We start from the raw sequence: 14,446 nt of genomic DNA on the forward strand, positions 1-14,446 counted from the left end.
CACGATGACCCAGCATCCCGAGACCTACGTGCGCGAGCGCGCGACGGAGGGGCGCAAGAACCTGCTCTATCCGTCGGCGCCCGCGCCGCTCGCGGTTCCGGTCTACGACAACCACGCCCATCTGGAGATCACGGACGGCGACGACCCGCTGACGCTCGCCGAGCAGCTCGACCGTGCGCAGGAGGTCGGTGTGATCGGCGTCGTACAGGCCTCCGGTGACCTGGCGTCCTCGCGCTGGGCGGTCGCCGCGGCCGAGAGCGACCCGCGCGTGCTCGCGGCCGTCGCGATCCACCCGAACGACGCCCCGACGTACGCAGCGGCCGGTCTTCTCGATGACGCGATCACTGAGATCGATGAGCTCGCCGGACGCCCGCGCACACGTGCGATCGGCGAGACCGGGCTGGACTTCTTCCGCACCGGGCCCGAGGGACGTGAGGCCCAGTTCGTCTCCTTCGAGGCACACATCGCACTGGCGAAGAAGCACGGCATCGCGATGCAGATCCACGACCGCGACGCGCATGACGACGTTCTCGAGACCCTCGTTCGCGTGGGTGCGCCCGAGCGCACCGTGTTCCACTGCTTCTCGGGTGATGAGGCGATGGCGCGGATCGCCGCGGACGCGGGCTACTACCTGTCGTTCGCTGGCAACGTGACCTTCAAGAACGCGCAGAATCTTCGTGATGCACTGGCGGTCACGCCGCTCGATCGCATCCTTGTCGAGACGGACGCACCGTTCCTCACGCCGGTGCCGCTGCGCGGGCGTCCGAACGCGCCCTACCTCATCCCGATCACGCTGCGCTTCATGGCAGAAATGCTCGGCATCGACGTCGACGAACTCGCGGCGCAGGTCGCCGCGAACACGCTGCGCGTCTACGGCTCGTTCGACGACTGAACCTCAGCCGTCTCGTCGAGTACTGGCTTCGCGCTCACGATCTGCGAGATCGGACGCCACACGAGCACGAGGGTCAGCGCAGCACCGGCGAAGGCGAACCACCAGGGTGCCGTCAGTCCCCAGGTCTCCGCGATCACACCGCCGAGTGCCTGCCCGATGACCATGCCGCCGAAGACGCCCACCATGTTGACCGAGGCGACACGGCCCTGCAGTTCGGCGGGCACGAGCCGCTGCCGCACGGTCGTCGAGATCGTGCCCCACACGAACGCGTAGGCGCCGAAGAAGAACATGATCACGAGCGCGACCCAGCCGATCGAGGTGAGCGCGAAGGCGAGGTGCATGAGCACCTCCATCGTGAGCACGATGCGCATGAGTGCGGCGAAGGAGATGTGGCGTTCCAGCCAGCCGAAGCTGAACGTCGCGAGCAGTCCACCGGCAGCGGATGCCGTCGTCAGCATGCCGTAGCCGACAGCGCCGAGGTCCAGATGCTCGGTCGCGTACAGCACGAGCACACCCCAGGGGGCTGCCCAGGTGATGTTGAACGCGAGGATGATGATCACGAGCATGCGCACGGGTGGATTGCGCCACAGCCATCGGATGCCCTCGGCGATGTCGGTGTGCACGGCCGTCCGCTCGCCCGTCTCGCCCCGCGGCGGAATGGGGGTGCGCGCCATTCGTGAGATCAGCACGACGGCGAGGCTGACACAGACGATCTCCAGCAGGAAGGGCCAGGCCGTGCCTGCCGCGAACAGGAACGCGCCCAGCGGGGGACCGGCGAACTGGTTCGCGACGAGGTAGCCGGCCTGCAGGCGTGCGTTTCCCGTGCCGAGATCCGCCGGCTGCACGATCATCGGCAGCAGTGTGCTTCCGGCGGTGTCGACGAAGACCTCGGCGGTGCCGTAGAGGAAGGCCACCGCGAGCACGATGCCGATGTTCGCCGTTCCCGTCACGAGGAACACGCAGAGGGCGGCGAGCACGACGGCGCGGGCGGCATTGGCGAACATCACCAGTCGGCGTCGATCGAAGCGGTCGGCGATCGCGCCCGCATGCAGTCCCAACAGCAACCAGGGCAGGAACTGCAGGATGGCTCCGGATGCCACCAGGATCGGCGACGAGGTCATCGACGCGATCAGCAGCGGTGCGGCAGCGAGGGCGACGCCGTCGCCGACGTTGCTCGTCCAGGAAGAGGCGAGGAGCCAGCGGAAATCACGACCCATGCGGCGGGGCGCGATGAGTTCACCAGGGGAGGGCACCCGAAGATCCTACGGAGATTAGGGAAGAATGGGGGGATGACCGTGACCCTGCTCGGCGCCACCGAGATCCGCCGTCTTGCCGCTGAGCTCGACGTGACCCCGACCAAGAAGCTCGGCCAGAACTTCGTCGTCGACGCGAACACGGTGCGCAAGATCGTGCACGCCGCCGCCGTGCAGCCGGGGGAGCGGGTGGTCGAGGTCGGTCCCGGGCTCGGTTCGCTGACGCTCGCGATCCTCGAGGCTGGGGCATCCGTCACGGCGGTCGAGATCGACCATCGCCTGGCTGCGCGTCTGCCGCAGACCGCCGCCGAGCACGGGGTGCCGGACGGTGCGCTGACCGTGGTGGATGCCGATGCCCTGCGCGTGACAGAGCTGCCGGGCGAGCCGACGGTGCTCGTCGCGAACCTTCCGTACAACGTGTCGGTGCCGGTGCTCCTGCACTTCCTCGAGAACTTCACCTATCTGCAGCGCGGAGTCGTCATGGTGCAGGCCGAGGTCGCTGAGCGCCTCGCCGCGAAGCCGCACTCCAAGATCTACGGCACCCCCAGCGTGAAGGCCGCCTGGTACGGCGAGTGGAAGCTCTGCGGCACGGTCTCACGCCAGGTGTTCTGGCCGGTGCCGAACGTCGACAGTCTGCTCGTGGGGTTCGATCGCGCAGCGAACGTGCGCGGTTCCGAGGAGGAGCGCGTGGCGACGTTCGCGATCGTGGATGCCGCGTTCAACCAGCGCCGCAAGATGCTGCGCCAGGCCCTGTCTGGCCTGTTCGGCAGCTCGGCGGCGGCATCGGAGATCCTCACCAAGGCCGGCGTCGCTCCGACCGCGCGCGGCGAAGATCTCACGGTTGACGACTACCACCGCATCGCGCTCGCGGCCGCTAGCCTGGACGAGTGACCGCACCCCGCTTCAAGCCCCACGTCCCCGAGATCCACCGGCCGTACGCGGCTGCCGCGGATCGCTACCAGCGCTTCGAGTATCGCCAGGTCGGAGCATCCGGACTCTACCTGCCGCCGATCTCGCTCGGACTCTGGTGGAACTTCGGCGACAACATCCCGCTCGACAACCAGCGGGCGCTGCTGCGGCACGCCTTCGACATCGGCATCACGCACTTCGATCTCGCCAACAACTACGGCCCGCCCTACGGCTCGGCCGAGAAGAACTTCGGGCGGATCTTCGCGGAAGACCTGCGTCCCTACCGCGATGAGCTCATCATCTCGTCGAAGGCGGGATGGGACATGTGGCCGGGGCCGTACGGCGACCTCGGCTCGCGCAAGTACATCCTGGCGAGCGCGGAGCAGTCCCTGACGCGCATGGGTCTCGACCATGTCGACATCTTCTACTCGCACCGTGTCGACCCGGTCACCCCCATCGAAGAGACGATCGGCGCACTCGACACCCTCGTGCGGCAGGGCAAGGCCCTGTACGTGGGTATCTCGTCGTACAGCGCGGAGCGCTCGGCTGAGGCCGCGAAGGTCGCCCGTGAGCTGGGAACGCCCCTCGTGATCCACCAGCCCTCGTACTCGATCCTCAATCGCTGGGTCGAAGACGGCCTCACGGATCAGCTGCGCGGCGACGGGATGGGAGCCATCGCCTTCACTCCGCTCGCGCAGGGCCTGCTCACCGGCAAGTACCTGGGCGACGGCACGGCACAGCGCGCGCAGAAGCGCGGTTCGCTGCCGGATGCTCCTGTGTCGGAGGAGGGTCTGGCGATCCTCCGTCAACTCAACGACATCGCCGCCTCCCGCGGCCAGTCGCTCGCACAACTCGCGATCCAGTGGGTGCTGCGTGACCCGGTGGTCGCCTCGGCACTGATCGGCGCATCGCGGGTCGAGCAGCTGGATGAGAACGTCGCCGCCGTCACCGCGGCGCCGCTGACGGCGGAAGAGGTCGAGCAGATCGACGCGATCGCCGGTTCCATCGACGTCAACCTCTGGGCTGTGTCATCGGAGCTGTGAGCGCACGATGAGTTCTGCGTCCGCTCCGGCGTCGGTGCACGTGCGCGCCCCGGGAAAGATCAATGTCTTCCTCGCGGTCGGCGATGTGCACGACGACGGCTATCACTCGCTCGCGACGGTCTTTCAGGCGGTATCGCTCTACGAGGATGTCATCGCGACCGCGTCGCCGGACTTCACGGTGAGCGTCAGCGGACCCGACGTTGATCCGGCGACCGTGCCCTTGGATGATCGCAACCTCGCGGTGCGCGCGGCCAAGATCCTCGCCATGGCGACCGGATATCCGGGCGGTGTGCATCTCGAGATTCGCAAGAGCGTTCCCGTGGCGGGTGGGATGGGCGGGGGATCCGCGGATGCTGCCGCTGCCCTCGTCGCATGCGATGCGCTCTGGGGGACAGGCTTGTCTTCGCAGCGGATGCACGAACTTGCCGCCCGCCTCGGTGCGGACGTGCCGTTCGCGCTGCACGGTGGCACCGCTGTCGGCACGGGGCGGGGCGATCGCCTCACCCCGGCGCTCGCCCCGGGACGCTTCGACTGGGTGCTGGTGCTGAGTGATCAGGGGCTGTCGACGCCGCAGATCTACCGTCAGCTCGATGAATACCGTCTCGAGCACGGTGCGCTCGCGGATGATCCGCCGGAGTCTCTGGATGTCCCACCCGCCGTGCTGCAGGCCCTGCGATCCGGTGACCCCCGCGCGCTCGCGGAGGTCGTGTTCAATGACCTGCAGGTGGCGGCGCTGCAGGACCGCCCGGACCTGGAGCGTGTGCTCGCCGCAGGAGCGGACGCCGGCGCGCTGGCGGGACTCGTCTCGGGATCCGGCCCGACGATCGCGCTGCTGTGCGCGTCGGCGGATGATGCGCGGCGTGTGCAGGATGAGTGCGAAGAGCGCGGCCTGCGGGCGCTGCGTGTGCACAGCGCCGTGCCGGGTGCGCGCATCGTCCACTGAACAGCCGCGGACGAAGCGCGAGGCGATTTCTCCTACGACTGTGCCCAGCAATCTGCCGTAGCCTGGATCAGACATGGCACATCTTCTCGGGGCCGAAGGCCTCCACCTTGAGTACCCCACGAAAGTCGTCTTCGATTCGATCACGGTCGGCGTCGAAGAGGGCGATCGCATCGGCATCGTCGGTCGCAATGGCGACGGCAAGTCCAGCCTGCTGGCGATGCTCGCAGGCCGCAAGGAGCCCGATGGCGGTCGGGTCACGGTGCGCAGCGGTACCACGATCGGCGTGCTCGACCAGGCAGACACCCTCGACGACTCACTCACGGTCGGCACGGCCGTCGTCGGCGATGCCGAGGAGTACGAGTGGGCGGGCGATGCCCGCATCCGCGACATCATCAGCGGGCTGCTCGATGGCCTCGACTGGAACGCCCCCGTCACCGCGCTCAGCGGTGGGCAGCGCCGACGCGTCGCGCTCGCCAAGCTCCTCACGGGGGACTGGGACATCATCGCGCTCGATGAGCCCACCAACCACCTCGACGTCGAAGCGGTCACGTGGCTCGCGGGGCACCTCAAGAAGCGCTGGTCGCCGAACGCGGGCGCGCTCATGGTCGTCACCCACGACCGGTGGTTCCTCGACGAGATCTGCACCGAGACGTGGGAGGTACACGACCGCATCGTCGAGCCCTTCGAAGGCGGCTACGCGGCGTACATCCTGCAACGCGTCGAGCGCGATCGCATGGCAGCGGCGACCGAAGCGAAGCGTCAGAATCTTGCCCGTAAGGAGCTTGCCTGGTTGCGGCGCGGCGCACCCGCGCGTACGGCGAAGCCGAAGTTCCGCATCGATGCGGCAAACGCGCTCATCGCGGATGTTCCGGAGATCCGCGATCCTGTGTCGTTGCAGTCGCTGGCGGTGTCGCGCCTGGGCAAGGACGTCGTCGACATTCTCGATGTGAGCGTCACGTACCCCGCCACCGATGTGGGGCCGGAGCGAGAGGTCCTGCGCGACGTGGAATGGCGCATCGCGCCGGGCGAGCGTACGGGCGTCCTCGGCGTCAACGGCGCGGGAAAGTCGACCCTTCTCGGCCTCGTCTCGGGCACGGTGCAGCCGACCACGGGTCGGGTGAAGCACGGCAAGACGGTGAAGGTGCGCACGCTCACTCAACAGCTGGATGAACTGGTCGAGTTCTGGAATGATCCCGTCCGGGTGGTGATCTCGGGCCTGCGCACCTCCTACACGATGGGCACAGGATCGAAGGCGCAGGACCTGACGCCCGGCCAGCTGCTGGAGCGGCTCGGGTTCTCGTCCGCGCAGCTCTCGACGCCGGTGAAGGACCTCTCGGGTGGTCAGCAGCGCCGCCTGCAGCTTCTGCTCGTGCTGCTCGACCAGCCCAACGTGCTAATCCTCGACGAGCCGACGAACGACATGGACACCGACATGCTCGCGGCGATCGAGGACCTCCTCGACACGTGGCCGGGCACCCTCCTCGTCGTCAGCCACGACCGGTACTTCCTTGAGCGGGTCACCGACCAGCAGTACGCCGTCATGGGCGGTCGTCTTCGGCACCTGCCCGGAGGTGTCGATGAGTATCTGCGGCTTCGGCAGCATGAGATGGATGCTCCCGCCCCGACTCCTGCGAAGACGAGTACTCCCACGACTCCCCGGCTGGAGGGCGCAGAGCTGCGGGCAGCCCAGAAGGAGATCTCGGCCTTGGAGCGGCGGATCCAGAAGCTCACGCAGCAGATCGACGCCGCCAAGCACGCCCTCGTCGAACACGATCAGTCCGACTACACGGGCCTCGGTGAGAAGATGACCAAGATCGGCGCGCTCGAGGCAGAGGTCGAAGAGAGCGAGCTGCGCTGGTTCGAGCTCACTGAGCAGGTCGGCTGACAACGGGCGGAGTTGATTCCGTCCCGGCCCTGCGGAGGGCTGTGACGCTCTGTGACGACTCGATTCGGATGACATCGAGTGTCCTGAATAACGTTACGGAGTCCCCCAAGAGAGGAACCCGAATCCATGTCCCGCCGCCGCACCACCTCCGTCATCGCCGCACTCGCGGCGGTGCCCCTGTTTTTCAGCCTCGCCGCCTGCGCCACCCCTGCGGCCGATGCCGGCTCTTCCGCATCGACCGCAGATGAGGTCGTCAAGATCGGCGTCGTCGGCAAGTCCGACCCGCAGTGGCCCGCGTTCATCGACGCGGCCGCAGCCGAGGGCATCACCGTCGAGATCGTCGACTTCGGCTCCTATGAGCAGCCGAACCCGGCCCTGACCGCAGGCGACCTCGACCTCAACCAGTTCCAGCACATCGTCTACCTCGCGGGGTACAACGTCGCCGCCGGCGAAGACCTGACGGTCATCGGCTCGACGGCCATCTACCCGCTCGGCCTGTACTCAAAGAAGTACGAAGACGTGAAGAGCATCCCCGCAGGCGAGACCGTTGCGGTTCCGGATGACGCGTCCAACCAGGCTCGTGCGCTGCTCGTGCTGCAGTCGGCAGGACTCATCGAGCTCAAGAGCGGCGGCACTGCGTTCTCTGACCTGAATGATGTCGACACCGACAAGTCCAAGGTGCAGGTGACGGCGCTGGAGGCGGCGCTGATCCCCACGGCGCTTCCCGATGTCGCCGCGGCGATCATCAACAACGACTTCGTCCAGGACGCCGGTCTCACGTTCGAGGACGCGATCGCACAGGATGACCCGAACGACCCGAACGCGCTTCCGTACGTGAACATCTTCGCGGCGCGGGCTGATGACGCCGACAACGCCACGTACAAGAAGCTCGTTGAGATCTTCCAGACGAACGACGACGTGCGCAAGGGCCTCGCCGAGGCATCCGGCTTCACAGGTCTCTCGCTGCAGGTTCCGGTCGCCGACCTCAACGCCTCACTCAAGAAGGTCGAAGCAGACACCAAGGCACACAAGGGCTGAGTCCCTCTCAGCCAAGTACGAGAGAATCGGGCGGTGTCTTTTCTGGCACCGCCCGATTCCCCTTTTCTCTTCATCGGAGCACCCGCATGTCCATCGTGACTCTCACGAATGTGTCGAAGACCTACCCGCCCACCCAGAAGGGCGGCGCCGAGGTGACCGCCGTCGATGATGTCTCGCTCGAGATCGAACGCGGCGATGTCTTCGGCATCATCGGCTACTCCGGCGCCGGCAAATCCACGCTCGTCCGCCTGATCAACGCGCTGGAGCCCGCATCCGCAGGGACGATCGAAGTCGACGGCACCGACATCACCACGCTTTCCGAGAAGCAGTTGCGTGCGGTGCGCGGCGGCATCGGCATGATCTTCCAGCAGTTCAATCTCTTTTCCGCGAAGACCGTGCGCGCGAACATCGCCTACCCGCTGAAGCTCGCGGGGTGGTCGAAGGCCGACATCGATGCCCGCGTTGATGAGCTGCTGACGTTCGTCGGTCTGAACGACAAGGCGCGCGCGTACCCCGAGCAGCTCTCGGGCGGGCAGAAGCAGCGCGTCGGCATCGCCCGCGCTCTCGCGACGCGGCCGGCGATCCTGCTGGCCGACGAGGCCACGAGTGCACTCGACCCCCAGACCACGCACGAGGTGCTGGATCTGCTGAAGCGCGTCAATGCCGAGCAGAACGTCACGATCGTGATCATCACGCACGAGATGGACGTCATCCAGACGATCGCGACGAAGGTCGCTGTCATGGAGAACGGGCGCGTCATCGAGCAGGGCGACGTGTTCGAGGTCTTCTCCGCTCCGCAGAACCCGGCGTCGCAGCGTTTCGTCGCGACCGTCGTCAAGGGCATTCCCTCTCCGGCGGAGAGTGCGGCGCTGCGTGAGCGTCACGAGGGTCGACTCGTCACGTTCTCATTCCGCGACGGTGACTCCTCGCAGGCGCAGGTCTTCGTCGATCTCGCCGACGCCGGACTCGACTTCGAGCTCGTCTACGGCGGCATCAACGACATCCGCGGCCGCGCGTTCGGTCATCTGACGCTGGCGATTCGCGGATCGGATGCGGCGATCGACGCGGCGCTCGTGAAGATCGGTGCCGCTGTCGAAGTCACGGAGATCGAGCGAGAGGGGGCACGCTGATGGATCGTCTGATCGAACTCGGCCCTGAATTCTGGAAGGCAGCGCTCGAGACGCTGTACATGACCACTTACGCGCTCGTGCTGGGTGGGGTTCTGGGAACGCTCATCGGTCTCGGGCTGTACACGACGCGGGTGGGCGGTCTGCTCGCGAATCGGTTCGCGAATGGGCTTCTCAGCTTCGTCGTGAACTTCTTCCGACCGATTCCGTTCGTGATCTTTCTCGCGGTGCTGATGCCGTTCACACGCGCGGTGATCGGCACCGGCATCGGCGTGAACGCCGGAGCCTTCGCGATCGGTATCGCCGCAGCATTCGCGATCGGCCGTATCGTCGAGCAGCACCTGGTGTCGGTGTCGCCCGGTGTGATCGAGGCGGCGCGGGCGATGGGCGCGGGCCCACTGCGCATCCTCTTCACGGTCGTCGTGCCAGAGGCGCTCGGACCGTTGATTCTCGGCTACACGTTCGTCATCGTCGCGCTGATCGACATGACAGCGATGGCCGGTGCCATCGGCGGCGGTGGCCTCGGCGCGTTCGCGCTGGTCTACGGTCACCGCCAGTTCGAGCCGGTGGTCATGTGGGCAGCGATCATCCTGATCGTTGTGTTCGTGCAGATCGTCCAGACGCTCGGCACCCGTCTCGCCCGAAAGGCGATGCGTCGCTGAGTGTCGTCTACGACGTTTCGCCGTCCGGCGCATCCTGCAGGGTGCGTCGGGTGCGGAACGAGCGCGGCTCGCCACTCAGCGGGTCGACGAAGCGCAGTTCTCGCGCGAGCAGCTGCAGAGGACGGTCGTAGTCGTCCGGCGTCTCGTCGAGGAGATCGGGGTAGAAGGCATCGTTGCGGATGCCCGCGCCGAGCGCGGCGAGATGCACGCGGAGCTGGTGCATCTTTCCGCTGTGCGGGCGCAGCAGGGTATGCAGCACCCGGTCATCGTGCCCCAGGAGCTCGATGAGCGTCTCCGCGTTCGGATCACGCTCGTCATCGACGTTCACGCGCACCGTGCCACGTAGCTTCTTGATGTGGTTGCGGTAGATGAGGGGGAACTCACGGCCCGCGAGCATCGGCGCCTCCGGATCCCACCCCGCGGGAAGATCGGAGACGGCCTCGTACACCTTCTCGACCTGACGGTTCTCGAACAGCAGCTGGTACGGGCCGCGACTGGCCGGACGTGCCGAGAAGAGCAGGAGTCCCGCCGTCGCCCGATCGAGCCGGTGGATCGGCGCGATATCCGGATTGTCGAGCCGATTGCGCAGCCGCACGAGCGCCGAGTTCTGCAGGTAGCGACCCCCGGGCGTCGTCGGGAGGAAGTGCGGCTTGTCGAGGACGATCAGGTCGTCGTCGATGTGCAGGATCTCCTCGACTACAGGCAGCGGCGTCTCCACCGGAGGTTCCCGGTAGTACCAGACGAACTCCTCCGCCCCCAGCGGAGTGTCGCGCGCGAGCGCGGCACCCGTGATCGAGACGATCTCGCCGCGGTCGAAGCGCTCGCGCAGCACATCGGGGTCGAGGTGGAAGAAGCGCTCGACCATGTAGTCGGCGATCGTCGCCCAGGGGCCTGTGCGCGGCACGTGCAGGCGGGTGGCCCCGACGCCGTCGCGCACGGGGAGCGGGGAGCGCATGGCCATCAGCGTGCCGCCATCATGAGTCGAAGCTCAGGCTGAGCTTGCGCAGTAGCGCAGCGAGCCGTTCGCGGTCTCCGCGGGGGAGTGCGGCGAGCAGCTCGGCCTCGGCATCGACCAGGCGAGTGATCGCGGCATCCACCCGGATGCGCCCGTCATCGCTGAGTGTGACCAGCACGCTGCGCCCGTCGGCCGGATCGGCTTCGCGCTTGACCAGTCGGCGGCCCACGAGACGGTCGATCCGGTTGGTCATCGTGCCGCTGGACACGAGTGTCTGCTGCAGCAGCTGCTTGGGGGAGAGCTGGAAAGGGGCGCCTGCGCGACGGAGAGCGGACAGGACATCCCACTCCCAGGACTCCAGGTCGCTGCGCCGGAAGACCTCGCGACGTGCGCGGTCGAGGTGGCGGGAGAGGCGATCGACACGGGAGAGCACTTCCAGGGGCGAGAAATCCAGGTCGGGGCGCTGGGTGACCCACGCCGCGACGATGCGGTCGACTTCGTCGCTAGAGCTCATGAGGCCATTATCGCGGTCTCTCGATGGCGTCGCTGTCCGCGAGGAGTGCGCGTGGCGTGGCAGACTTATCAGGCGGCCTGCGCGCCGCGGTCCGCCGTGGTGTAATGGCAGCACGACAGCCTTTGGAGCTGTGAGGTCTAGGTTCGAGTCCTGGCGGCGGAGCATGACTGGGAACACTCTCGCAATCGTCATCCTCGCTGCAGGCCAGGGAACGCGCATGAAGTCGCGCCTCCCCAAGGTGCTGCATCCCATCGGCGGTCGCCCGCTCGTCGGTCACGTGCTGACCACCGCGGGGCGCCTGGGCGCCGATCACATCGAGGTGGTGGTCCGACATGAGCGCGACACGGTCGTCGCGACGCTGAGCGAGGCCTACCCCGACGCGGTCTTCGTCGACCAGGACGAGATCCCCGGCACCGGACGCGCTGTCCAGGTCGCCCTCGACGCCCTTCCCGACGACTTCGACGGCGACGTGCTCGTGCTCTCCGGCGACGTGCCGCTGCTCGATGCCGACACTCTGCAGGCATTGCTCGACGGCCACCGTGCGGCATCCGCCGCCGCCACCGTCCTGACCGCGCGCGTCCCCGACCCCAGCGGCTACGGCCGCATCATCCGCGACGACAGCGGCGCCGTCCTGCGCATCGTCGAGCAGAAGGATGCGTCGGCCGAAGAGGCCGCGATCGACGAGATCAACTCCGGCGTGTACGTGTTCCGTGCGAACCCGCTGCGCACCTTCCTCGCGCGGGTCGACCAGAACAACGCGCAGGGCGAGATGTACCTGACGGATGTCATCGGTCTGCTGCGTGCCGCGAAGGAAGCGGTCGCCGCGGAGGTCACCGCCGATGCCGTGGCCACCTTCGGCATCAACGACCGCGTGCAGCTCGCCGAGGTCGGTCGAGAGCTCAACGCCCGCATCGTGCGCCGCTGGCAGCGCGAGGGCGTCACCGTCATCGACCCCGCGACCACGTGGATCGACGACGATGCGACGCTTTCTCCCGACGTCACGATCCTGCCCAACACACACATCCTGCGGGCCACGACGATCGGCGAGGGCGCCATCGTGGGTCCTGACACCTCACTCGTCGACTGCGAGGTCGGCGAGGGGGCGATCGTCCGTCGCACGGATGCGACGCTCGCCGTCATCGGCGCGGGTGCGACCGTCGGCCCGTTCTCGTTCCTGCGCCCCGGCACGGTTCTCGGTGCCAAGGGCAAGATCGGCGCGTTCGTCGAGACGAAGAACTCGACCATCGGCGAGGGCAGCAAGGTGCCGCACCTGTCGTACATCGGGGATGCGAACATCGGCACGGGCGTCAATCTCGGCGCCGGCGCGATCACCGCGAACTACGACGACATCACCAAGCACCGCACCGAGATCGGCGACGAGGTGCACACCGGGTCGCACAACGTGTTCGTGGCTCCCGTTAGACTGGGCGCAGGCGCGAAAACCGGGGCAGGAGCGGTCATCCGCAAGGATGTGCCCGCCGGTGCCCTGGCTCTGAGTGTCGCCCCCCAGCGCAATGTCGATGGATGGGTCGAGAAGAACAGGGCAGGCACGGAAGCTGCGAACGCGGCAACCCGAGCACGATCGGCGGAGTAACCAGACCATGGGTCAGAAGAAGAAGAAGACCGATCTCGATCGGGCGAAGAGCGTCGCTCCGAGTCTCGTCGCGAAGACCAAGAAGCGACTCGTCGTCGCGGGCGGGCGCTCACACCCCGAGCTCGCGAAAGCCGTCGCTGCGGCACTCGGCACGGAACTCGCTCCCACTGAGCACCGCACCTTCGCCTCGGGTGAGATCTACTCGCGGTTCGATGTGTCGATCCGCGGGTGCGACCTCTTCCTGATCCAGTCCTTCGGTGAGCCCGTCAACGAGTGGCTCATGGAGACGCTGATCATGATCGACGCCGCAAAGCGCGCGTCGGCCAAGCGCATCACCGTCGTGGCCCCCTACTACCCGTACTCGCGTCAGGACAAGAAGGGCCGCGGCCGTGAGCCGATCAGCGCCCGCCTCGTCGCCGACCTGCTCAAGACGGCCGGCGCCGATCGTGTCATGAGCGTCGACCTGCACGCCGCGCAGATTCAGGGCTTCTTCGACGGGCCCGTGGACCACCTTTTCGCGAAGCCCGTGCTCCTGGACTACTTCGAGCGCACGCTCAGTGAAGAAGACCGCGAGACGCTGACGATCGTCTCGCCCGACATGGGTCGTGTGCGCGTCGCCGACACCTGGTCCGACAGCCTGGGTGCACCGCTCGCGATCATCCACAAGCGTCGCGATCCCAAGGTCGCCAACCAGGTCACCGTGCATGAGATCGTCGGCACCGTCGACGGTCGCACCTGCCTCCTCGTCGACGACATGATCGACACGGGCGGCACGATCGTCAAGGCCGCGCAGGCTCTCAAGGCGAACGGCGCACGCAAGGTCATCGTGGCGGCGACGCACGCGATCTTCAGCGACCCGGCCGCGGTGCGTCTGCAGGACGAGGCCGTCGACGAGGTCGTCGTCACCGACACCGTCCCTCTGGCCGCAGACCGCAACTTCCCGGGCCTCGTGATTCTCCCGATCGCACCGCTGCTGGCCCGCGCGATCCACGAGGTCTTCGAGGATGGCTCGGTGACGAGCATGTTCGGCGGCGAAGCGTAACCTCTCGCCACATCACAGCGCGTCCACAGTCGTGGCGCGTAGCGTCAGCGCGTGCGCGGAAGCATCCACGCAGAGGACGCCACGGCTGTGGCATCCGTTCTCACCGAGCAGGAGGAACGCATGATCCGTACACCCCTGACCCCGTCTCGCACCCCCGCGTTGCGGATGGCAGCGGCCCTCATCGGGGTCGCCGGTGCCACCGCCCTGGCCGGATGCGCGGCTCCCGCGTCGCCCGATGCGGGCGCAGACGCCAGTGCTCCCGCATCGACCGACAGCGCGAGCGGCTCCTACAAGGACGGCACGTACACGGCCGAGGGAACCTATCGCACGCCCGAGGGCATGCCCGAGACCATCTCCGTGACTTTGACCCTTGCCGATGGCGCCGTCGAGGGCGTCGAGGTGACGGGCGACCCGCAGGCGCGTGAGACCGTGCAGTACCAGGGGCAGTTCATCGACGGGATCGCGGCCGTCGTGACGGGCGTGCCGATCGATGAGCTGAAGGTCGATCGCGTTGCAGGGTCGTCGCTCACGAGTGGCGGCTTCAATCAGGCCGTCGAGGAGATCAAGGCGCAGGCCGCGGAGTAAGCGC

The 14,446-nt window shown here is 67.2% G+C and carries 14 protein-coding genes and 1 tRNA gene; 12 read left to right on the plus strand and 3 right to left on the minus strand.

Translation table 11 applies throughout. The features are described from left to right. Positions 1–4: 4 nt before the first annotated feature. On the plus strand, positions 5–892 hold the full coding sequence (locus AC1REM_RS08685; RefSeq protein WP_492514262.1) for a TatD family hydrolase: 888 nt from the start codon (positions 5–7) through the stop codon (positions 890–892). Here AC1REM_RS08685 and AC1REM_RS08690 read toward each other — a convergent pair. Then, entirely contained in the window at positions 871–2,109 is a 1,239-nt protein-coding gene (locus tag AC1REM_RS08690; RefSeq protein WP_492514483.1) for an MFS transporter, read from the minus strand. The two genes, AC1REM_RS08685 and AC1REM_RS08690, sit on opposite strands and share 22 nt — an antisense overlap. Before the next feature lie 72 nt (positions 2,110–2,181). Between AC1REM_RS08690 and rsmA the strand changes: the two genes are divergently transcribed. The 7 genes from rsmA to AC1REM_RS08725 all read left to right on the plus strand — a co-directional run bounded on the left by rsmA (position 2,182) and on the right by AC1REM_RS08725 (position 9,752). Then, positions 2,182–3,036 carry a 16S rRNA (adenine(1518)-N(6)/adenine(1519)-N(6))-dimethyltransferase RsmA gene (rsmA, locus tag AC1REM_RS08695; RefSeq protein WP_492514263.1) on the plus strand — a complete coding sequence of 285 codons (855 nt, stop codon included), beginning with the start codon at positions 2,182–2,184 and terminating at the stop codon, positions 3,034–3,036. After that, complete coding sequence (locus AC1REM_RS08700) at positions 3,033–4,097, plus strand: aldo/keto reductase (RefSeq protein WP_492514264.1); 1,065 nt, start codon at positions 3,033–3,035, stop codon at positions 4,095–4,097. Before rsmA ends, AC1REM_RS08700 begins: the two co-directional genes overlap by 4 nt. A gap of 7 nt (positions 4,098–4,104) precedes the next feature. Then, positions 4,105–5,040 (plus strand): 4-(cytidine 5'-diphospho)-2-C-methyl-D-erythritol kinase, encoded by a 936-nt coding sequence (locus AC1REM_RS08705; RefSeq protein ID WP_492514265.1) that lies wholly within the window; start codon positions 4,105–4,107, stop codon positions 5,038–5,040. Between the two features lie 73 nt (positions 5,041–5,113). Beyond that, positions 5,114–6,925, plus strand: coding sequence for an ABC-F family ATP-binding cassette domain-containing protein (locus AC1REM_RS08710; RefSeq protein ID WP_492514266.1), 1,812 nt, complete (start codon positions 5,114–5,116; stop codon positions 6,923–6,925). Between the two features lie 126 nt (positions 6,926–7,051). Further along, positions 7,052–7,963: a MetQ/NlpA family ABC transporter substrate-binding protein gene (locus tag AC1REM_RS08715; RefSeq protein ID WP_492514267.1), complete on the plus strand. Its 912-nt coding sequence runs from the start codon at positions 7,052–7,054 to the stop codon at positions 7,961–7,963. Positions 7,964–8,049: 86 nt separating this feature from the next. Next, complete coding sequence (locus AC1REM_RS08720) at positions 8,050–9,093, plus strand: methionine ABC transporter ATP-binding protein (protein ID WP_492514268.1); 1,044 nt, start codon at positions 8,050–8,052, stop codon at positions 9,091–9,093. Next, positions 9,093–9,752 (plus strand): methionine ABC transporter permease, encoded by a 660-nt coding sequence (locus tag AC1REM_RS08725; protein ID WP_492514269.1) that lies wholly within the window; start codon positions 9,093–9,095, stop codon positions 9,750–9,752. The genes AC1REM_RS08720 and AC1REM_RS08725 overlap by 1 nt, the downstream gene beginning before the upstream one ends. Positions 9,753–9,759: 7 nt before the next feature. Here the strand turns inward: AC1REM_RS08725 and AC1REM_RS08730 are convergent, their stop codons facing one another. Further along, positions 9,760–10,707 (minus strand): pseudouridine synthase, encoded by a 948-nt coding sequence (locus AC1REM_RS08730; RefSeq protein ID WP_492514270.1) that lies wholly within the window; start codon positions 10,705–10,707, stop codon positions 9,760–9,762. Between the two features lie 19 nt (positions 10,708–10,726). Beyond that, complete coding sequence (locus AC1REM_RS08735) at positions 10,727–11,221, minus strand: MarR family winged helix-turn-helix transcriptional regulator (RefSeq protein ID WP_492514271.1); 495 nt, start codon at positions 11,219–11,221, stop codon at positions 10,727–10,729. A gap of 90 nt (positions 11,222–11,311) precedes the next feature. On the opposite strand from AC1REM_RS08735, the gene AC1REM_RS08740 reads away from it, so the two are divergent. From AC1REM_RS08740 to AC1REM_RS08755, 4 genes are all read left to right on the plus strand, one after another. Next, a tRNA-Gln gene (locus AC1REM_RS08740) sits at positions 11,312–11,383 on the plus strand. 1 nt (position 11,384) lies between these two features. Beyond that, the gene (gene glmU / locus AC1REM_RS08745) at positions 11,385–12,815 is read left to right on the plus strand and encodes a bifunctional UDP-N-acetylglucosamine diphosphorylase/glucosamine-1-phosphate N-acetyltransferase GlmU (protein ID WP_492514272.1); all 1,431 of its coding nucleotides are present in this window, start codon (positions 11,385–11,387) and stop codon (positions 12,813–12,815) included. Between the two features lie 7 nt (positions 12,816–12,822). Beyond that, complete coding sequence (locus tag AC1REM_RS08750) at positions 12,823–13,857, plus strand: ribose-phosphate diphosphokinase (RefSeq protein ID WP_492514273.1); 1,035 nt, start codon at positions 12,823–12,825, stop codon at positions 13,855–13,857. Positions 13,858–13,977: 120 nt separating this feature from the next. Then, on the plus strand, positions 13,978–14,442 hold the full coding sequence (locus AC1REM_RS08755) for an FMN-binding protein (protein WP_492514484.1): 465 nt from the start codon (positions 13,978–13,980) through the stop codon (positions 14,440–14,442). Positions 14,443–14,446: the final 4 nt, after the last annotated feature.

Source organism: Microbacterium sp. GW823-FHT02G05 (genome assembly GCF_058797175.1).